Origin of the sequence: Gordonia polyisoprenivorans (genome assembly GCF_017654315.1) — a bacterium.
Classification (GTDB): domain Bacteria; phylum Actinomycetota; class Actinomycetes; order Mycobacteriales; family Mycobacteriaceae; genus Gordonia; species Gordonia polyisoprenivorans_A.
The window spans coordinates 2,920,348-2,939,853 of the sequence record NZ_CP072203.1; the positions used below are offsets into that span (position 1 = coordinate 2,920,348).

Below are 19,506 nucleotides of genomic sequence, written 5' to 3' on the forward strand. Positions count from 1 at the left end.
ATCCCGTGGTAGCCGTGACGTGGGTCACGTCGGATAGCGCACGGCTACTACGGGATGTCGTAGGTTGTCGCCGGCTCCGGCACAATGGAGCGCATGAGGCAATTCTTCGACCTGTCCACGCCCGCCAAACGATTCCGCTTCGTCGCCGTGCTCGAAGCCATCACGTGGGCGGCGCTGCTCGTCGCGATGTTCTTCAAGTGGGTGCTCGGCCACGACGAGGCCGTGCAGATCCCCGGCATGACGCACGGGATCGTGTTCATGGCGTTCGTGGTGATCTCGCTGCTCACCGCGTTCTCCCTGCGCTGGAGCGTCAAGGTCACCGGGCTGGCCCTGCTCTCGAGCATCCCCCCGTTCGGGACGCTGGTCTTCGAGTGGTGGGCCCGGCGCAACGGACACCTCGCCGAACTGTCGGTGTCGGAGTCGGAGTCGACGAGCAACGCAGCGGCCGCTGCTTGAGATACTCGGCTGCCTGAGATACTCCGCTGCCTGAGATACTCGGCTGATGGGGACGCAACGATGATCGTCGCATTCAGCATCTCGCCGTCGGGTGGCGACGCCGTCGACGACGACGGCGGCATGAGCGCTGCGGTGGCACAGGCGGTGCGGGTGGTCCGCGAGTCCGGTCTGCCCCATCAGACAACCGCGATGTTCACCTACATCGAGGGTGAGTGGGACGAGGTGATGGCCGTGGTCAAGCAGGCCACCGAGGCGGTCGCCGAACTCGCCCCCCGCGTCGGGCTGATGCTCAAGGCCGACATCCGGCCCGGCCACACCGGCGAACTGGCGGGCAAGGTCGCCCGGGTCGACGCTCATCTGGAGAATTGACCGACACCGTGCGGTCGGCGGTGCCCGGGCATCTGGGTCGGTCCCGCGCCGCCGTGGCCGCTGTGTTCTGCCTCAACGGTTTCCTGGCCGCTCTCTGGGTGGCCCACATCCCGGTCATCACCGAACGCACCGGCACCTCGCACGAATTGTTGGGCGCGATGCTGCTGCTCGTGGGTGCGTCGGCGTTCGTCGGGATGCAGGTCTGCGGGCATCTGATCGACCGGGTGGGTTCGCGACCCACCACGATCGCCGCAGCGGTGGTGCTGTGCCCGGTGATGCTGGGTCCGGTCCTGGCCACCGGCCCGGTCGGCCTCGCGTGCGCGCTCGCCCTCTTCGGATTCACCAACGGTTCCCTCGACGTGTCGATGAACGCGCAGGCCGTCGTCGTCGAACGGATCTATCGGCGCCCGATCATGTCGGCGTTCCACGGCTTCTTCTCCGTCGGTGGACTTCTCGGTTCCGGTGCGGTGGCCCTGGGACTGTGGCTGCGATGGCCGGTGGTGGCGACGGTGGCGGTGCTCGCCGGCATCGGACTGGTCGTGGTGGCGGTCGCGGCGCGTGGGATCGTCGCCCGGGGTGACTCGGTGGCGGCGCCGCGCGATGTCGGCAGTGACGCCGGCACGGGGTCGCCCGAACCAAGTGTCCCGGCCTCGCCGGATGGCCCACGCGCCCGGTGGTGGCGTGAGGTGGACCTGCGACGCCTGTCGGTGATGGCGGCGTTGGCGTTCGTGCTGATGCTCGCCGAGGGCACGTCGTATGACTGGAGTGCGTTGCACATCGTCGAGACCTTCGGGACCCGTGAGGCCGTCGGCGCCATCGCCTTCGCGAGTTTCAGCGCGGCGATGATGATCGCCCGGTTCGTCGTCGACCCCATCGCGGCACGCGTGGGGCCGGTATCGGTGGTCCGCGGGGGTGCGGTCATCGGTGCCGTCGGGATGGTCATCGCGCTCGTCCCGTCGACACCGACCACCGGCTCGGCGATCGTCGCGATCATCGGATGGACGGTGTTCGGCATCGGACTGGCCGGGCTCATCCCGCAGATCTTCACCGCGGCGGGCAATCTCACCGAGCACTCGAGCGGGCGGGCGATCTCGATGGTGGTGGGCTGCGGCTACCTCGGCATGCTCGCCGGGCCGGCGATCGTCGGCGTCATCAGCGGCCACTCGAGTCTGCGTCTCGGTCTCACACCGGTGTTGGTCGCCCTCGCGTTCGCGGTCGCTGCCGCCGGGGTGGTCGCCCCGCCCGACAGGCGTGAGCGCACCTCACGCGCGTGAGCGCGACGCGCGGTCATGACACACTGTAGGGGTGAGCAGACCTTCCAACAGGGCACAGGCAGCCGCAGCCCAGCAGGCGGCCGCAGCTGTCGCGATGTCCGGTGCAGTCGACCTGTCCGCGCTGAAGGAACGCGCGGAAGCCCAACGCGCGCAACCACAGCGTTCCGCAGCTCCCGGCGGACCGCCGGCATCCGGCCCGGGCTCGCCGGGTTCGGCCTCGTCGGGATCGGTGTTGGACGTGACCGAGGAATCCTTCGAGACCGACGTGCTGGCTCGGTCGACACGGCAACTCGTCATCGTCGATCTGTGGGCCACCTGGTGCGAGCCCTGCAAGCAGCTCTCACCGGTGCTCGAGCGTATGGCGGCCGCGGCCGGCGGGCAGTGGGTGCTCGCCAAGGTCGACGTCGACGCCAATCCCCGTATCGCCCAGGCCTTCCGCGTGCAGTCGATCCCGATGGTGGTGGCGATCGCCGCCGGCCAACCGGTCGCCGCGTTCAACGGGGTGCGCGGCGAGCAGGAGATCAGCTCGTGGATCGATGAGATCCTTTCCCAGGTCGGCGGTCACCTCACCGGGGTGCCCGACGCCGACGAGCCGGAGCCCGAGGCCACCGACCCACGCATGGATGCGGCCGAGGAGTTGCTCAACGCCGGGGACTTCGACGGCGCGCTGGGTGCATACCGGGCGATCATGGAGGCCGAGCCCGACAATGTCGAGGCCGCCTCGGCGGCACGCAACCTCGAGTTCGTGCTCCGCGCCCAGGCCCACGATCCCGCCATCGTGGAGACCGCCGCGGCCGGAGACGTCGATGCGCAATTGGCGGCAGCCGATGTGCTCCTGCTCGCCCAGCAGCCCGAGGCGGCATTCGATCGGATCATCGAGGTCGTGCGCGCGACCGCCGGTGACGACCGCACCCGCGCCCGCACCCGGCTGCTCGAGCTCTTCGAGTTGTTCGATCCGGCCGAGCCCTTCGTCGTCGCCGCCCGGCGCAAGCTCGCGAGCGCCCTGTTCTGAGTCCGGCCCGCGCGCAACCGGTGGTGGTTCGACGACCGGGGCCGTGCCGGCGCGCGGGGTATGGGGCTCACGACACCTTGCGTCGGTAGACGACCATCGCGGCGATGTAGGCGATCACCAGGATGCCGACGCACCATCCCAGCGCGATCCAGAGGTCGCCGCCGACCGGCTGCCCGGCGAACAGCGCGCGAATGCTGTTCACGATCGCGGTGACCGGCTGATGCTCGGCGAAGGCCCGTACGGGTCCGGGCATCGACGCGGTCGGCACGAACGCCGAGCTGATGAACGGCAGGAAGATCAGCGGGTAGGAGAATGCGCTGGCGCCGTCGACACTCTTCGCGGTGAGTCCGGGGATCACCGCGACCCAGGTCAGTGCGAGGGTGACGACGACGAGGATGCCGGCCACCGCGAGCCACCCGAGGACGCCGGCACTCGACCGGAACCCCATCGCCACCGCGACCAGCACCACGATGGCCACCGCCACCATGTTGGCCAGTAGCGAGGTCAGCACATGCGCCCACAGGGTCGCCGAGCGTGCGATCGGCATGGATTGGAATCGCTCGACCATCCCACCGGCCATATCCGAGTACAGCCGGAACGCGGTGTAGGAGATCCCCGACGCCACCGTGATCAGCAGGATTCCCGGCAACAGGTAGTCGATGTAAGAGCCGGAGCCGGTCTGGATCGCACCGCCGAGGACGTAGACGAACAGCAACAGGAAGGCGATCGGCATGACCGCGGTGGTGATGATCGTGTCCGGACTGCGCGTCACATGCCGCAGGGTGCGACCGAGCAACGCAGTGGTGTCGGCGGCGAAATGTGTGGCCATCACGGCTCCTTGGTCGTGCGGGTGGTGTCCTCGCCGACCACGGCGAGGAAGACGTCTTCGAGCGTGGGCTGCGTGACCACGTACTCGACCTCGGCGGGCGGAAGCAGTGCGGTGAGCTGCGCCAGGGTGCCGTTCTGGATGATGCGACCCTGATGGAGGATCGCGATCCGATCGGCGAGATGTTCGGCCTCCTCGAGGTACTGGGTGGTCAGCAGCACCGTGGTGCCTTGTCGGGCGAGGTCGGTGATCGACTCCCAGACCTCCAGGCGCGCTTGCGGATCCAATCCGGTCGTGGGTTCGTCGAGAAAGATGACCGGTGGTTCGCCGATCAGGCTCATGGCGATGTCGAGTCGTCGTCGCATCCCGCCGGAGAACGTGGCGACCCTGCGGTCGGCGGCGTCGGTCAACGAGAACCGGTCCAGCAGCTTCTCGGCCACGACGTCGGCATCGGGTAGATGGCGCAACCGGGCGACGAGGACGAGATTCTCACGGGCGGTGAGGATGTCGTCGACCGCTGCGAATTGCCCGGTCAGGCTGATGGATTCGCGCACCAGCTGCGGTTGCCGGGCGACATCGTGGCCCTGGACCAGCACGGTGCCGGCGTCGGGTCGGGTGAGGGTGGCGAGGATCTTGACCGTGGTGGTCTTGCCCGATCCGTTGGAGCCGAGCAGGGCGAAGATGGTGCCGGGCGCCACCTCGAAGTCGACGCCGCGCAGGACTTCGAGCTCCTTGAACGACTTGCGTAGCCCGGCAACGGAGATGGCGGGTGCGGCGGTCATCTCCCACGCCCCGGGGTGTCGGTGTCGGGGCCGCTCGTCTCGGCGGCGATCGCCTGTTCGACAGCTGTGGTCAATCGCTTGCGTTCCTTGCTGATCCACGACGCCTCCGGGTAATTGCGCAGGAACCCCTCGGCGAACTCGATCGGGTCGTCGCCGACGAGGTCGGCGACCGGGGTCCGGTCGGCGGCGGCCTGCTCGAAGAGGTCGGCGAGGTCGGTCAGCAACGACATCAGGGCATCTGTCTCCGAGGAGGCGAAGTAGTAGATGTAGTGCTCGACGGCCTCGAGGACGGTGCGCAGAGGGGCCGGTAGGGCGTCCCGCCGCGCTTTGTATGCGCGCCAACGTTTCTTGTCGCCGATGATCTTGGTGAGCATCACGGTTGTTCCTTTCGGTGGTGAAGTGCGTCGAGCCGGTCGGTGAGGAAATCCCAGGTGCGCCAGAACTCGTCGAGGTACTCGTGACCGGAGGCGTTGAGGGAATACACCTTTCGGGGCGGACCCTTCTCCGACGGCACCTTCTCCACGTCGACCAGTCCGCGCTTTTCGATGCGCAGCAGCAATGCGTAGACGGTTCCCTCGGCGATGTCGGTGAAACCCTGCTCGCGCAGTGCCGCGGTGATCTCGTACCCGTAGGCCGCGCGCAGGCTCAGGATCGCCAGGACGATGCCCTCCAGCGTGCCCTTGAGCATCTCGGTCATCTGTTTGCCCAACGCGTCCTCCGATACTCGGGTGAAGTCTTGCGATCCACTACTCAGTGATGCTGACTACTAGTACATAGTAACGCTGAATAGTGAAAGCGCAAGGCGTCCCGCAGGCCACACAGACGACGGCGCCGGGTCGAGGATCTCGACCCGGCGCCGTCGGGGTATCAACCGACGTGGGTGATCACGGGGATGTCGGAGCGGAATCGGTCGGGGAGTCGACCGGCACCGGGGCCAGCCAGATCGCCGAGTTCGCCGGGAGCATCACCGTCGCCGAGACGGGACGGGCGTGCCACGGTTGGTCGTCGGTGACGACGCTGCCCAGATTTCCCTGACCGGAACCCGAATACGCCGACGAGTCGGTGTTGAGGACCTCGGCCCAGGTGCCCGCCACGGGAAGCCCGACACGGTAGTTGCTGCGATCGGAGCCGGAGAAATTGAACAGACATGCGACGACCGAGCCGTCCGCTCCGTATCGAAGGAAGCTGATGACGTTGTTGGCGGTGTCGTTGGCGTCGATCCACTCGTAACCCGCCGGGTCGGTGTCGGCGCTGAACAAGGCCGGGGTCTGTCGGTAGACCCGATTGAGGTCGGTCACGAGAGCCGAGATGCCCGAATGCAATTCGCCCTCCCAGCCCGACATCTGGGACCAATCGAGGCTGCGGTCCTCGGCCCACTCGCCGGTCTGGCCGAACTCCTGTCCCATGAACAGCAGTTGCTTGCCCGGATGCGCCCACTGATAGGCCAGGAAGACCCGTACCCCGGCGGCCTTGGTGAACGAGTCACCGGGCATGCGGGTCCACAGTGTGCCCTTGCCGTGGACGACCTCGTCGTGGGAGAGCGGCAGGACGAAGTTCTCGCTCCACGCATACATCATCGAAAAGGTGATCTCGTGGTGGTGGAAGCTGCGATGTATCTGATCGCGCCCCAGATAGCCGAGCGTGTCGTGCATCCAGCCCATGTTCCACTTGAAACTGAAACCCAGTCCGCCCAGATCGGTCATGCGGGTCACACCCGGCCACGCCGTCGATTCCTCGGCGATCGTGACCACGCCCGGAAAGTGTTTGTGCACAGTGGCATTGGTCTCCTGTAGGAACTGCACCGCCTCGAGGTTCTCGCGCCCACCGTAGATGTTGGGACGCCAGCCGCCGGCCGGGCGCGAGTAGTCGAGGTAGAGCATCGAGGCGACCGCGTCGACGCGCAGGCCGTCGATGTGGAATTCGTCGAACCAGAACAGCGCGTTGGCGACCAGGAAGTTGCGTACCTCGTGGCGGCCGAAGTCGAAGACGTATGTGCCCCAGTCGAGTTGCTCGCCGCGCATCGGGTCGGCGTGTTCATACAGGGCGGTGCCGTCGAAACGCGCCAGCGCCCACTCGTCCTTGGGGAAGTGGGCGGGCACCCAGTCGACGAGTACGCCGATCCCGAGCGAATGCAGGTGGTCGACGAGATACCGGAAGTCGTCGGGGTGGCCGAACCGGGCCGAGGGCGCGTAGTAGCTGGTGACCTGATATCCCCACGAGCCACCGAAGGGGTGCTCGGCGACCGGCAGGAATTCGACGTGGGTGAAACCCTTCTCGACGAGGTAGTCGCCGAGTTGCCCGGCGATCTCCCGGTAGGACAACCCCATTCGCCACGATCCGAGGTGCACCTCGTAGATGCTCATCGGTTCGGTGGCCGGTGCGGAGGCGGCACGGGTGGCGATCCACGCGTCGTCGGACCACTCGTGCGCCGAGGTGGTCACCACCGACGCGGTTGCCGGGGGCACGTTGGTGCCCAACGCCATCGGGTCGGCCTTCTCGCGGATCACCCCGTCGGCGCCGTGCACCTTGAACTTGTACTGGGTGCCCGCGCCGATGTCGGGCAGGAAGACCTCCCAGATGCCGCTGGAGCCCAGTGATCTCATCGGCGCGGTACGCCCGGTCCAGTCGAAGTCGCCGATCACCGCCACGCCGTGGGCGTTCGGAGCCCACACCGAGAATGCGGTCCCCGACACCTCGCCGTCGGGGGTGGTGTAGCTGACCGGGCGCGCCCCGAGGATTTCCCACAATCGCTCGTGGCGGCCCTCGCCGAACAGGTAGCGGTCGGTCTCGCCGACGCTCGGCAGGAAGCGATAACCGTCGGCGACGACGTAGGACTTGTGGCCGCCCGCGCCGTCGGGATACTCCACGCGGTAGCGGTAGTCGATGAGACCCTCGATCGGGACCGCGACGACGAACAGATCGTCGGTCTGGGCGGTCATCGGATAGTCGACGCCGCCGATGACCGCAGTGACCGACGTCGCGGTGGGACGCAGCGTCCGCAGCACGGTGACACCGGTACCGGTGTCGTGAGCGCCGAGGAAGGCATGCGGGTCGGGATGGGTCAGGGCATCGATCCGTCGCAGATCGTGGCCGGAGGCGTTCGGGTCGGGCTCGCCGCACGCCGGCGAGGCCGTGGGCCGGGGATCGTCGGGGGTGGGGAATTGCGGGGGATTGGTCACGTCGTCGTCCTCTCCTCGTTCCTCACCGGATGCGGTAGGAAAGCTGTTGCGCGAGTGCCGGATCGAGGGGCGGCAGGGCCAGGATGTGGGCCACCGCGCGCCACGGTTCGAGTTGGATGTAGTTCGCCTGACCCCAGGTGTACTCCTCTCCGGTGACCTCATCGCGGACCCCGAAGTGGTCCTGCCAGTCGACACCGAGGGCGGGCATGTCGAGCCACAGGGTCGCCGATTCGGTGCCGAACGGATTGAGGTTGATCACGACCAGTACCCGGTCCCCGGAGGCGGGGTCGATCTTGGAGTAGGCGATCAGCGCCGGGTTCTCGATGTGGTGAAAGGTGATGTTGCGCAACTGCTGCAGAGCTGGATGGCGACGCCGGATCGCGTTGAGCGAGGTGATCCACGGTTCCAGGGATTCCCCTCGGGACGCGGCCGCCTTGTAATCACGTGGGCGCAGTTGGTACTTCTCCGAATCGAGGTACTCCTCGCTGCCCTCCCGGACCGGCAGGTGTTCGTAGAGTTCGTATCCCGAATACACGCCCCAGGTCGGGGAGAGGGTCGCCGCCAGCGCCGCCCGCAACGCGAACATGCCCGGGCCACCGTGCTGCAGGCTCTCGTGGAGGATGTCCGGGGTGTTGACGAAGAGATTCGGGCGGGCCTCGTCGGCGTGTGCGGCGAGTTCGTTGCCGAACTCCTCGAGCTCCCAGCGTGCGGTCTTCCACGTGAAATACGTGTAGGACTGCGTGAACCCGAGACGCGCCAGTCCGTAGAGCCGTGCCGGGCGGGTGAACGCCTCGGCCAGGAACAACACGTCGGGATGGCGTTTCTTGATCTCGGTGATCAGCCACTCCCAGAAGTTCGGCGGCTTGGTGTGGGGATTGTCGACGCGAAAGATCTTGACGCCCAAGTCGATCCAGTGCAGCACCACGCGCAGCACACCCGCATAGATGCCGGCGCGGTCGTTGTCGAAGTTGAGCGGATAGATGTCCTGGTACTTCTTGGGCGGGTTCTCCGCGTAGGCGATGGTGCCGTCGGGCAGGATGGTGAACCAGTCGGGATGCTCGGTGGCCCACGGGTGATCCGGGGCGCACTGCAATGCGAGGTCGAGGGCGATCTCCATGCCGAGTTCGCGCGCCCGTCCGACGAAGTAGGTGAAATCCTCCTCGCTGCCCAGGCGCGGGTGGATGGCGTCGTGGCCACCATCGCGGGACCCGATCGCCCAGGGCGAGCCGACGTCCTCGGCTCCGGCGATCAGGGTGTTGTTGGGGCCCTTGCGGTTGACCTCGCCGATCGGATGGATCGGCGGCAGGTAGACGACGTCGAATCCCATGTCGGCGATGCGGGGCAGATCCTGCGCCGCGGTCAAAAAGGTGCCGTGTACCGGGCGCCCCTCGTTGTCCCATCCGCCGGTCGAGCGCGGGAACATCTCGTACCACGAGCCGAACAATGCGCGTCGGCGATCCACCCAGACGCGGTGGTTGCGGCTCTTGGTGACCATCTCACGGACCGGGTGTTGGTGCAGCAATGAGGTGACGGCGTCGGAGATGGCGGGGGCGACCCGCGTCGACAGGGACATGTCGTCGGCGCGCAGGAGGCGGATCGCGTCGGAGAGGACCCCGCGTTCGGTGGGGGCGATCTGGTCGCGGGCCCGGGAGAGCACACGCGCGCCGATCTCGAGGTCGTTGGCCAGATCCACCGCGGACTGACCGGCTTCGATCTTCTTGACGATCGCCGACCGCCAGGTCGTGTACGGGTCACTCCAGGCCTCGACGCGAAACGTCCAGTAGCCCTCGGTGTCGGGGACGAAGACGGCGTTGAACTGGTCGGGCTCGATCGACGGCGTCATGGTGATCTCGTAGACGCGCCGGCGCGGGGCCTCGATCCGCACGGTGACCCCGAGTGCGTCGTGGCCCTCGCGCCACGCGGTGGCACTGATCGGGATTGTTTCTCCGACAACGGCTTTGGCTGGATACTGGCCCGCCGAAACCATGGGTTGGATGTCGTCGATGCCCATCCGGCCGATCACAGACGGTCTCCCTTCTCACCCCGACCGCGTGTCGGTGCGAGGATGCGTCGTTGCTCACCGCGGCCTCTGCGCCGGGGCGTGGTACCCATTGTTGTCGCTCGGAGCGCTCCGCGCGCCAGGATCAGCGTACGGGTACCCCTGTCAGCCTGCTCAGTGCCGAGCGGACCACGGTGGGGTCGGTGGTCCGCCAGAAGGGCGGCAGCGACGCCGCGAGGTAGCCGCCGTATCCGGCGGTCGCCAGACGTGAATCGAGCACCGCGACCACACCACGATCGTCGACCGAGCGCAGCAGCCGACCGGCGCCCTGGGCGAGCAGCAGTGCGGCGTGATTGGCGGCGACCGACAGAAAGCCGTTGCCGCCGCGGGCGTCGACGGCGCGCTGACGTGCGGTGAGCAGCGGGTCGTCCGGTCGGGGGAACGGAATGCGGTCGATGAGTACCAGACTCAGCGACGGCCCGGGCACATCGACGCCCTGCCAGAGCGACAACGTGCCGAACAGGCAGGTCTCCGGATCCTCGGCGAACCGCTTGACCAACGTCGAGGTGGTGTCGTCACCCTGGCACAGGATCGGCACGGACACGCGGTCGGCCAGTGCGTCGGCGGCCGCGCGCGCCGCCCGCATCGACGAGAACAGACCGAGGGTGCGGCCGTTGGCGGCGCCGATCAGCGACTCGATCTCGTCGAGGGTCGCCGGGGCCAGTCCGTCGCGCCCGGGCCGTGGGAGGTGGCGGGCGACATAGAGGATCGCCGAGCGCGGATAGTCGAACGGTGATCCGGCGTCGAGTCCGGTCCAGCGGACCGTACCCTCGTCCGACGGGGCGGCCTTGCCCGTCGCGGTCGCCGTCCGCGCGGCCACCGCGGATCGCCCGGACGTGTCCCGTGATGACCCGTCCGGTCCCGGGTCGTCGACCTCGTCGGCGGCCGGGGTGTCTGCGCCGCGCCCGGACGCGGGTAGTCCCCAGGTGGCGGCCAGCGCGTCGAACGAACCGCCGATGGTCAGTGTCGCCGAGGTCAGGATCACCGTCGAGGTCGAGAACAGGGTGCTGCGCAGCAATCCGCCGACCGACAGCGGTGCGATGTGCAGCACCGGACGGGTGCTTGCCGACGGTCCTCGGCCCACCCGCTCGTGGCCCACCCAGACCACGTCACGACGCTTGGCCACCTCCGGCTCGGAGAACGCCCCGAGCAGCCGCACGATCGTGTCGTGGAGATCCTCGAGTCCGGTGAGCGCGGCCGAGCGGGCCGCGGCGGCACCCTCGTCGCCGCCCGCCCCGAGGCCGCGGACCGGCCCGATGGCACCACGCGTGGCCCACAGGCGGTCGCGCAGCACCGTCAATGTGGCGCCGGCCGCCGGCGGCATGGCGGTCCATTCGCCGGGCGGACAGTCCTCGAGGAGCTCGCCGAGGTGCTCACCGGCGCCGATGAGCGCATCGACGGTCTCTTCATCGACGAGTTTGCCGACCCGCTTGGACAGGTTGGCCACCGCTGCCGCCGAGACCTCCGCGGTGCTGACCGAGGTGATGCGGTCGACGAGTTCGTGCGCCTCGTCGATGATCACCACGTCGTGATCGGGCAGGACGTTGGCCGGGCTGAGTGCGTCGATGGCCAGCATCGCGTGATTGGTGACGACGACGTCGACCTGGGCGCTGGCTCGGCGTGCGCGTTCGGCGAAACAGTCCTCGGAGTAGGAGCAGTTGGTCGCTCCCAGGCACTCCCGCGCCGACACGCTGACCTGTCGCCACGAGCGGTCGGCGACCCCGGGGGACAGGTCATCGCGGTCACCGGTCTCGGTGTCGGAGGTCCATTCCCGCAGCCGGGTGACCTCGCGGCCGGTCCGGGACAGCTCGAAGGCATCGAAGAGTTCGGTATCGGGTTCCTCGACGGCGCCCGCGTGGATCTTGTGCAGGCACAGGTAATTCGAGCGGCCCTTGAGAATCGCGAAGGTCGGTCTGCGGCCGAGGGGGCCGGCGAGGGCATCGGCGAGCCGCGGGAGATCCCGCTCGACGAGCTGGCGCTGCAGGGCGATCGTCGCCGTCGACACCACCACCGTCTCGCCGGAGGCCACCGCATGCCGGATCGCGGGCACCAGGTAGGCCAGCGACTTACCGGTGCCGGTGCCCGCCTGGACGGCGAGGTGCTCGCCGACGTCGATGGCGTGATCGACGGCGTTGGCCATGCGTAGTTGGCCGTCGCGACGACGGCCGGACAATGCGGTGACCGCCGCGTCGAGTAGCTCGGTCACCGAGGGGAGATCTGTCATGGATGCGGCTCAGGACTCCTCGGATGCGCCACTGTACAGCAGATCGCCGTCGAGAGTTATTCCCGCCGAACGCATCTCGTCGAGCGCGGCCTTGGCCGTCGATGCGTCGACGGCGGCGGTGAAGTTGAGCAGCACGCGGGTACGCAGACCGGCGCGCGCGGCGTCGAGGGCGGTGGCACGCACGCAGTGGTCGGTGGCGATCCCGACGACGTCCACCGAGTTCACCCCGGCCCGGCGCAGCCACCGTTCGAGGGAGACCCCGTCGTCGTCGGCGCCCTCGAATCCCGAATAGGCGGCGCTGTACTCGCCTTTGGAGAAGACATCGGCGACCGTCGAGGTGTCCAGCGCGGGCGAGAACGCCACACCATCGGTGCCGACCCGACAGTGCGGCGGCCACGAGTCGACGTAGTCGGGGTCGTCGGAGAAGTGCGCGCCCGGATCGATGTGATAGTCGCGCGTGGCCACCACGGTCCGGTAGTCGCCCAGGATGCTGTTGATCGCACCCGCCACGGCATTACCCCCGCGGACGCCCAGCGCACCGCCCTCGCAGAAGTCGTTCTGGACGTCGACGATGACCAGGGCATCGGCCGGGCCGGACCACTCGCCGGACTGCGGGCTGCTCATGATTCTCCTCGGGGCTGTGGACAGGGCGGCTGGCGGTGTGAGCGACGTGAGAGGGACAGCGGACTCGAAATGCTCAACCCAGAACGTAGCGCGTCGGTACCGCCGGATCGCCGTGCGACAGGCCGAGTCCCTCCCAGGGCAGGCTGACGAGGCCGCGGCCGAGGTGGTCGCGCGCGTCGGACAGGTTCGGCAGATCGTCGACCGGCTCGCCGGAACGGACGAGCGGAATCTGCAGGTCGCGGGTGAGGAGCCCGTGGGTGTCGGGCAGCCGGTCACCTGCCCGGTAGATGATCTCCTCGACGATGGTGCCGCTGGGCCGGGCCGCGCGGACGGCGGTCTTCGCGCCACCCCGGGATTCCTTGTGACTGGCTCGTTTGGCGACCGGGGTGCCGTCGACCTCGACGAGCTTGTAGACCATGCCGGCGGTGGGCGCACCACTGCCGGTGACCAGGGAGGTACCCACCCCGTAGGTGTCGACGGGCTCGGCGCGCAGCGACGCGATGGCGTACTCGTCGAGATCGCCGGACACGACGATCTTGGTGCCGGTGGCGCCGAGGGAGTCGAGCTGATCGCGCACCTGCCGGGCGAGTACGCCGAGATCGCCGGAGTCGATGCGGACCGCCCCGAGTTCGGGTCCGGCGACCTCGATGGCGTTGCGGACCCCGGCGGTGATGTCGTAGGTGTCGACGAGCAGCGTGGTGCCGACACCGAGCGCCTCGATCTGCGCGGCGAAGGCCGCCTTCTCGTCGGGGCCGTCGGGCCCGGCGAAGCCGAGGGTGAATGCGTGTGCGGCGGTCCCGGCGCTCGGCACCCCGTAGGTGCGGGCGGCCTCCAGGTTGGAGGTGGCCGCGACACCTGCGATGTAGGCCGCCCGCGACGAGGAGACCGCGGCCCGCTCGTGGGTGCGGCGCGACCCCATCTCGATGATCGGCCGGTTGCCGGCGGCGCTGACCATCCGCGCCGCCGCCGACGCGATCGCGCTGTCGTGGTTGAGGATCGACAGGATCAGGGTCTCGAGCAGCACCCCCTCGGCGAAGCTCGCCCGCACGGTCAGGATCGGGGATCCGGGAAAGTACAGCTCTCCCTCGCGGTAGCCGTCGATGTCGCCGGAGAAGCGGTAGTCGCGCAGCCAGGCGATGGTCTCGGCGTCGCAGAAGCGTTCGAGGACCGCGATCTCCTCGTCACCGAACCGGAAGCGGGCCAGCTCGTCGATGACCCGTCCGGTCCCGGCGACCACGCCGTAGCGCCGGCCGTCGGGCAGTCGCCGCGCGAACACCTCGAAGACGCACTGCCGGTGCGCGATCGGGTGGCGCAGCGCTGCGCGGACCATGGTGACCTCGTAGTGGTCGGTCAGCAGGGCGGTGTTGTCCACGTTGTTGATCCCTTACCCTTGGACGTATGGCGCCTGACGGAATGCGTGCGCATGAGGCTACTCCCGGTGGTGCGGCCGTCGCCGAACCCACCGTCGCCGAGGGCGCATCGGACCTCGACCGCCCGTGGATGACAGTGGTGTGGGACGACCCGGTCAATTTGATGCGGTATGTCACCTTCGTCTTCCAGAAGATCTTCGGCTACTCCGAGGCCCGGGCGAACGAGCTGATGATGCAGGTGCACACCGAGGGGCGGGCGGTGGTGTCCAGCGGCGACCGCGACAAGGTGGAATCCGACGTTCGAAAGCTGCACGCGGCGGGATTGTGGGCGACGATGCAGCGGGATTGCTGAGCGCGTGCGCACCTGGAAAAGGCAGGGCCGGGGTTCGCGGATGCGGATCTGTTCCAACCTCGAACGCCATGAGGTCGAGCTGCTCACGTCGATGGTGACTTCGATGACCGACCTGCTCACCGAGCGGGAGTCGAGCGCGCCCACCGACGAGCTGGCTGCGATGACCGGCATCCGCACCGGTCATTCGTCGCCGCCGACCGATCTCACCCTGGGCCGACTCCTTCCCGATTTCCATCGTCCCGACCAGGAACGCGACCTGGAAGCGGAGATGATCAACGGCGACCTCAACGCCGCGATGCGCAGCCTCAACGAGCCGCAGATCATCGACGCCAAACTCGGGGCAGCGCAGACGTTGCTGGATTCGTTGCCCGCCGGCGGTGGCGACATCGCCCTGACCGAGGCACAGGCACTCGACTGGCTGACCGCGCTCAACGACGTCCGGCTGGCTCTCGGCGCGATGCTCGGCATCTCCGAGGACACCCCCGACCAGTTGCCCGAGGGCCATCCGCACGCAGCCCATCTCGACGTCTACCACTGGCTGACGGTCATGCAGGAGTTGCTCGTCGAGGCCTTGATGTGAGCGGGGGCGTTGATGTGACGAGCGAATCGGACGTCCGAATGGCGAAGGCGGGCAACCGCATCACCGATATCGACGGGATCACCGTCGGCCATCACCACCGCATCGACGCGGAGGTGACCGTCGGCGGTGGCGGCCCCGACGAGCCGCCGGGCAGTGGCTGGTGCAGCGGTACCACGGTGATCCGGATCGACGGGCCGAACGCGTGTGCGGCCGTCGACGTGCGCGGTGGTGGTCCGGGCACCCGCGAAACCGATCTGCTCGATCCGGCGAACACCGTCACCACCGCCCACGCCGTGGTCCTGACCGGTGGCAGCGCCTACGGGCTGGCCGCCGCCGACGGCGTGATGACCGAGCTCGAACGCGATGGCGTTGGCCTACCGATGGACGCCCACAGGCATGTGGTCCCGATCGTTCCCGCAGCGGTGATCTTCGACCTCCCGGTCGGGGCGTGGGAGAACCGTCCGGATGCGGGGTTCGGTGCCGCGGCGGTGCGCTCGGCGGGTCGCGAGTTCGCGGTGGGCAGCGTCGGTGCCGGTGCGGGCGCGCGGGCCGGTTCCCTCAAGGGCGGTGTGGGCTCGGCGAGTCGACGGATCGAGGAGGGCCCGGCCGCCGGGATCCTGGTGGGCGCGCTCATCGTCGCCAATCCGGTCGGCGCGGTGATCGATCCGGATACCGGATTGCCTTGGGGCGTCGGCCAATCCGACCTGGCTCGACTGGGTTTGCAGCGGCCGGCACCGGCCGAGGTGGCTGCCCTGGCCGACGTCGGCGCCAAGCCGACCGTCCTCAACACCACGATCGGCGCCGTCGCAACCGACGCGGCGTTCGCCCCGGCGTCGTTGCGGCGGGTGGCGATGTCGGCGCACGACGGGCTCGCCCTGGCGATCCGTCCGGTGCACTCGCCGCTCGACGGCGACACCATCTTCGCCGTGACCACCGGAGCGCACCCGGTGGCGCCGACACCGGCGATCCCGCCCGGCATGAACCCCGACACCGCGGTGTTGGCGCAGGTGTGTGCGGTCGCCACCGAGGTCACCCGGGATGCGGTGATCGCGGCGATCGTCGCCGCCGAACCGGTCGCGGGCATCCCCGCCTACCGACGCGTGATGGCGTCAGCATTGCGCTGACGCCATCACGGTCTGGGCAACCCGCGGGTGAGAGCGGGCGGTGGTTACTGGTGGTCCGAGGTGCAGACCCAGGTGTAGATCTCGCCGCCGCCTGCGGCGTAGAGAGCGTTCGACTGGGCGCTGTAGAGGCTGGGGCCGCGGCCGTAGCCCCAATACGACGGTGACGAGGCGACCGCGCCGCAACCGTTGACGAACTGGACCACGACCTTGCAGCCGTAGCCGCAGGCATCGAGGGCCGCGTTCGAGGCCTCGGCGTAGGAGTCGTAGTCCCACGCTCGTCCGGTGTCCCCGGTCGAGGTGTTCAACGCGATCGCGCCGTAGTAATTGCCATATGCGTGGGCGGCGGGGGCGGTGTCGAGGGCGGCGGGAGCGACGAGCGCTGCACCCACCGCGCCCACGGCGACGGCCGAGGCAACCAGACGCTTGCGAATACTCATGAGCTGTCTCCTTGCGTGAGTGGTTGGTCAGGCCGGCGCGCGCGAGGCGTCGGACGGGCTGGGGGTTCCGGAGGGGGATGGGGTGGCGATGGTCGCCGGCTTGGTGACCTCGACGGTGTTGTTCCAGTTCGACAGGTTCATCGTCATCGTGGAGTTGGTCGCCGGTATGAGGACCACTCGGGCGAGCTGGTTGTCGGGCGTGATCCAGACGTTCACCGGAACCTGGGCGTCCTGGTTCTTGGTGATGTTGGTCCCGGTGAGCGCGGCGAGTTGCTTGGCGGCGACGGTCCCGGTGACGCGGGTGGCCTTGACGCCGCCGATGTCCTCGGTGCCCGAGGTCTTCGGGTCCTGCATGTTCCGCAGCAGATTCGCCAGGCCCTTCTCGGGGTTGAGAACGACCGACACGTCGTAGACCGAGCGGCCGTCGCCGTAATCGACGTAGCCCTTGTTGCCGATATCGGCGTAGAGGTGCTGATCGACGTAGACGAACGGTGCGGCGCTGTCGGTGGAGCCCAGCATCACGGTCGCTGTGCCCTTGGCCGCGGTGGTGGGCTTGGTCACCAGATCGGCGTCGACCTTCTTGACGGTCACGTTGGGAACCTTGCCGTCGACGGTGAGATCGAGATGGGCGCCGGTGAGGGCGGCGGTCTTGTCGGCGGCGGCCTTGATGAGGGCGGCCGGATCGCTCATCGACGACGAGGCGGTGGTGTTGTTGCCACCCGAGCCGCTGTCGGAATCCGACGAGCAGCCGGTGAGTGTGATGGCAGCGGCGATACCCGTGGCGATGGCGGCCGTGGCAACACGGTGGGCACGGTGCATGTGGTGAGCTCCTGACTCTCTGAGGTTCCCCCTGGGGCCGATGTCGGTTGTCGAAGTCGGCACCACAGATCGTGAACTGTGGCGAAACGCTACAGCGCCGGACGACGGTGTGAAAACAGCTGTAGTTCGCACGGATGACGAGTGAGTGGCGCGGGCGCGAGACGCTCGGGCGCAGCGCTGACCTGCGAGAGCATGCGATCGGACCGGCGACCGGAATAGCGTCGCCGAGCCGGACGTTGGGTAGCCACGATGTGCCGAGTGCACCCGTGACGGTGAGAGCGAGGAGTGGCAGTGCTGCGGATCAGCCGTGAGCTGGTGGACCAGATGATCGCGCATGCACGTGCCGATCACCCCGACGAGGCGTGCGGGGTGATCGCCGGTCCCGAGGGCTCCGACGAGCCACAACGATTCATCCCGATGGTCAACGCCGAACGGTCACCGACCTTCTACCGATTCGACTCGCTCGAACAACTCAAGGTGTGGCGGGAGATGGACCGCCGCGACGAGGAGCCGGTGGTGATCTACCACTCGCACACCGCAACCGAGCCCTACCCCAGCCGTACCGACGTGTCGTACGCGAGTGAGCCCGGCGCCCATTACGTCCTGGTGTCCACCCGCGAGCCCGACACCGACGAGGTCCGCAGTTACCGGATCCTCGACGGGGTGGTCACCGAAGAAGAGATCGAGATCAGGAGCTGAGCAACCATGGCGGTAACCGTGTCCATCCCGACGATCCTGCGTACCCACACCGGTGGTGAAAAGCGGGTCGACGCAACAGGATCGACGTTGAGTGAACTCATCGACAACCTGGAGTCGGCGAACCCGGGGCTGCGCGAACGGCTGGTCGCCGACGGCAAGCTGCATCGTTTCGTCAACATCTACGTCAACGACGAGGACGTCCGATTCTCCGGTGGTCTGGACACCACCATCGACGACGGGGACGAGGTCACCATCCTGCCCGCGGTGGCCGGCGGTAGCGCCACGTCGTGACCCGCTACGACTCGCTGATCGCCTCGGTCGGCAACACCCCGCTGATCGGTCTGCAACGGCTCTCGCCGCGCTGGGACGACGATCCGACGCAGGGCCCGCACGTGCGGCTGTGGGCCAAACTCGAGGACCGTAACCCGACCGGTTCCATCAAGGATCGGCCCGCTCTGGCGATGATCGAGGCGGCCGAACGTGACGGCACCCTGAGGCCCGGGGCGACGATCCTGGAACCCACGAGCGGCAACACCGGGATCTCGCTGGCGATGGCCGCCAAGCTCAAGGGCTATCACCTGATCTGCGTGATGCCGGAGAACACCTCCGAGGAACGTCGATCGCTGCTGAAAATGTATGGTGCCGAAGTCATCTCATCACCTGCGGCAGGCGGTTCGAACACCGCGGTGCGGGTGGCCAAGGAACTCGCCGCCGAGCACGACGACTGGGTGATGCTCTACCAGTACGGCAACGAGGCCAATTGGCGCGCGCACTACGCGGGCACCGGTCCCGAGCTGTACGCCGACCTGCCCGAGATCACGCACTTCGTCGCCGGGCTCGGCACCACCGGCACCCTGATGGGGGTGGGACGGTATCTGCGTGAGCGCGACCCCGACATCGAGATCGTGGCCGCCGAACCGCGCTACGGCGACGAGGTCTACGGGCTGCGCAACATCGACGAGGGCTTCGTGCCCGAGCTCTACGACGACTCGGTGCTGACCCGGCGATTCTCGGTGACCGGGATCGACGCCGTCGCCCGGGTACGCGAACTCATCGACACCGAGGGCATCTTCGCCGGGATCTCCACCGGTGCGATCCTGCAGGCTGCGCGGGGGATCGGACGCAGGGCGCTCAAGGCGGGTCGGCGCGCCGACATCGGTTTCGTCGTGCCCGACGCGGGATGGAAGTATCTGTCGACCGGGGCCTACGACGGTAGCCTGGAAGAGGCCGAGCAGGCACTGGAAGGGCAGCTCTGGGCCTGAAGGCCCGATCCGCCCCAACCGCACCCGACCGACCACTGCCCCTGACCGACACCCGCAC

At 68.2% G+C, this 19,506-nt stretch carries 21 protein-coding genes; 10 read left to right on the forward strand and 11 right to left on the reverse strand.

Annotation, left to right across the window (positions count from 1 at the left end):
- Nucleotides 1-84: 84 nt before the first annotated feature.
- The 4 genes from J6U32_RS13130 to J6U32_RS13145 all read left to right on the forward strand — a co-directional run bounded on the left by J6U32_RS13130 (nucleotide 85) and on the right by J6U32_RS13145 (nucleotide 3,111).
- Nucleotides 85-456 carry a DUF3817 domain-containing protein gene (locus J6U32_RS13130; RefSeq protein WP_208795818.1) on the forward strand — a complete coding sequence of 124 codons (372 nt, stop codon included), beginning with the start codon at nucleotides 85-87 and terminating at the stop codon, nucleotides 454-456.
- A gap of 60 nt (nucleotides 457-516) precedes the next feature.
- Nucleotides 517-825: a thiamine-binding protein gene (locus tag J6U32_RS13135; protein ID WP_208795819.1), complete on the forward strand. Its 309-nt coding sequence runs from the start codon at nucleotides 517-519 to the stop codon at nucleotides 823-825.
- Complete coding sequence (locus tag J6U32_RS13140; protein WP_208795820.1) at nucleotides 822-2,099, forward strand: MFS transporter; 1,278 nt, start codon at nucleotides 822-824, stop codon at nucleotides 2,097-2,099. The genes J6U32_RS13135 and J6U32_RS13140 overlap by 4 nt, the downstream gene beginning before the upstream one ends.
- 94 nt (nucleotides 2,100-2,193) lie before the next feature.
- Complete coding sequence (locus J6U32_RS13145) at nucleotides 2,194-3,111, forward strand: tetratricopeptide repeat protein (RefSeq protein ID WP_208796101.1); 918 nt, start codon at nucleotides 2,194-2,196, stop codon at nucleotides 3,109-3,111.
- 67 nt (nucleotides 3,112-3,178) lie between these two features.
- Here the strand turns inward: J6U32_RS13145 and J6U32_RS13150 are convergent, their stop codons facing one another.
- The 9 genes from J6U32_RS13150 to J6U32_RS13190 form a co-directional block, all read right to left on the reverse strand.
- Nucleotides 3,179-3,940 (reverse strand): ABC transporter permease, encoded by a 762-nt coding sequence (locus tag J6U32_RS13150; protein WP_208795821.1) that lies wholly within the window; start codon nucleotides 3,938-3,940, stop codon nucleotides 3,179-3,181.
- Nucleotides 3,940-4,719 carry an ABC transporter ATP-binding protein gene (locus tag J6U32_RS13155; protein WP_208795822.1) on the reverse strand — a complete coding sequence of 260 codons (780 nt, stop codon included), beginning with the start codon at nucleotides 4,717-4,719 and terminating at the stop codon, nucleotides 3,940-3,942. Before J6U32_RS13155 ends, J6U32_RS13150 begins: the two co-directional genes overlap by 1 nt.
- A complete protein-coding gene (locus tag J6U32_RS13160) occupies nucleotides 4,716-5,093 on the reverse strand; it encodes a DUF1048 domain-containing protein (protein ID WP_338837804.1) in 378 nt (125 codons plus the stop codon). Before J6U32_RS13160 ends, J6U32_RS13155 begins: the two co-directional genes overlap by 4 nt.
- The gene (locus tag J6U32_RS13165; RefSeq protein ID WP_244332865.1) at nucleotides 5,093-5,428 is read right to left on the reverse strand and encodes a PadR family transcriptional regulator; all 336 of its coding nucleotides are present in this window, start codon (nucleotides 5,426-5,428) and stop codon (nucleotides 5,093-5,095) included. Before J6U32_RS13165 ends, J6U32_RS13160 begins: the two co-directional genes overlap by 1 nt.
- A 175-nt stretch (nucleotides 5,429-5,603) precedes the next feature.
- Nucleotides 5,604-7,898: a 1,4-alpha-glucan branching protein GlgB gene (gene glgB, locus J6U32_RS13170; RefSeq protein ID WP_208795824.1), complete on the reverse strand. Its 2,295-nt coding sequence runs from the start codon at nucleotides 7,896-7,898 to the stop codon at nucleotides 5,604-5,606.
- A gap of 22 nt (nucleotides 7,899-7,920) precedes the next feature.
- Complete coding sequence (locus tag J6U32_RS13175; RefSeq protein WP_208795825.1) at nucleotides 7,921-9,921, reverse strand: maltotransferase domain-containing protein; 2,001 nt, start codon at nucleotides 9,919-9,921, stop codon at nucleotides 7,921-7,923.
- A 121-nt stretch (nucleotides 9,922-10,042) separates the two neighbouring features.
- Entirely contained in the window at nucleotides 10,043-12,181 is a 2,139-nt protein-coding gene (locus J6U32_RS13180; protein WP_208795826.1) for an ATP-dependent DNA helicase, read from the reverse strand.
- A 9-nt stretch (nucleotides 12,182-12,190) separates the two neighbouring features.
- Nucleotides 12,191-12,805, reverse strand: coding sequence for an isochorismatase family protein (locus tag J6U32_RS13185; protein ID WP_208795827.1), 615 nt, complete (start codon nucleotides 12,803-12,805; stop codon nucleotides 12,191-12,193).
- Nucleotides 12,806-12,878: 73 nt separating this feature from the next.
- Nucleotides 12,879-14,135, reverse strand: a complete 1,257-nt coding sequence (locus J6U32_RS13190) for a nicotinate phosphoribosyltransferase (RefSeq protein WP_244332945.1) — start codon at nucleotides 14,133-14,135, stop codon at nucleotides 12,879-12,881.
- A 68-nt stretch (nucleotides 14,136-14,203) separates the two neighbouring features.
- Here J6U32_RS13190 and clpS point away from each other — a divergent pair, with 68 nt between their 5' ends.
- From clpS to J6U32_RS13205, 3 genes are read left to right on the forward strand one after another with little or no spacing between them, the layout of a single operon-like run.
- The gene (gene clpS / locus J6U32_RS13195; protein ID WP_208795829.1) at nucleotides 14,204-14,527 is read left to right on the forward strand and encodes an ATP-dependent Clp protease adapter ClpS; all 324 of its coding nucleotides are present in this window, start codon (nucleotides 14,204-14,206) and stop codon (nucleotides 14,525-14,527) included.
- Nucleotides 14,528-14,531: 4 nt separating this feature from the next.
- Complete coding sequence (locus J6U32_RS13200) at nucleotides 14,532-15,107, forward strand: DUF2017 domain-containing protein (protein WP_208795830.1); 576 nt, start codon at nucleotides 14,532-14,534, stop codon at nucleotides 15,105-15,107.
- Between the two features lie 38 nt (nucleotides 15,108-15,145).
- Nucleotides 15,146-16,231 carry a P1 family peptidase gene (locus tag J6U32_RS13205; protein WP_208796103.1) on the forward strand — a complete coding sequence of 362 codons (1,086 nt, stop codon included), beginning with the start codon at nucleotides 15,146-15,148 and terminating at the stop codon, nucleotides 16,229-16,231.
- A 44-nt stretch (nucleotides 16,232-16,275) separates the two neighbouring features.
- On the opposite strand, the gene J6U32_RS13210 is transcribed toward J6U32_RS13205, so the two are convergent.
- The gene (locus J6U32_RS13210) at nucleotides 16,276-16,668 is read right to left on the reverse strand and encodes a DUF4189 domain-containing protein (protein ID WP_208795831.1); all 393 of its coding nucleotides are present in this window, start codon (nucleotides 16,666-16,668) and stop codon (nucleotides 16,276-16,278) included.
- Between the two features lie 27 nt (nucleotides 16,669-16,695).
- On the reverse strand, nucleotides 16,696-17,487 hold the full coding sequence (locus J6U32_RS13215) for an LppX_LprAFG lipoprotein (RefSeq protein WP_208795832.1): 792 nt from the start codon (nucleotides 17,485-17,487) through the stop codon (nucleotides 16,696-16,698).
- Between the two features lie 291 nt (nucleotides 17,488-17,778).
- On the opposite strand from J6U32_RS13215, the gene J6U32_RS13220 reads away from it, so the two are divergent.
- Genes J6U32_RS13220 through J6U32_RS13230 form a run of 3 tightly spaced genes read left to right on the forward strand, consistent with a single transcriptional unit; the run spans nucleotide 17,779 to nucleotide 19,448 of the window.
- Nucleotides 17,779-18,186, forward strand: a complete 408-nt coding sequence (locus J6U32_RS13220; protein ID WP_006371569.1) for a Mov34/MPN/PAD-1 family protein — start codon at nucleotides 17,779-17,781, stop codon at nucleotides 18,184-18,186.
- 6 nt (nucleotides 18,187-18,192) lie between these two features.
- Entirely contained in the window at nucleotides 18,193-18,477 is a 285-nt protein-coding gene (locus tag J6U32_RS13225) for a MoaD/ThiS family protein (RefSeq protein WP_006371568.1), read from the forward strand.
- Entirely contained in the window at nucleotides 18,474-19,448 is a 975-nt protein-coding gene (locus tag J6U32_RS13230) for a PLP-dependent cysteine synthase family protein (protein WP_208795833.1), read from the forward strand. The genes J6U32_RS13225 and J6U32_RS13230 overlap by 4 nt, the downstream gene beginning before the upstream one ends.
- Nucleotides 19,449-19,506: the final 58 nt, after the last annotated feature.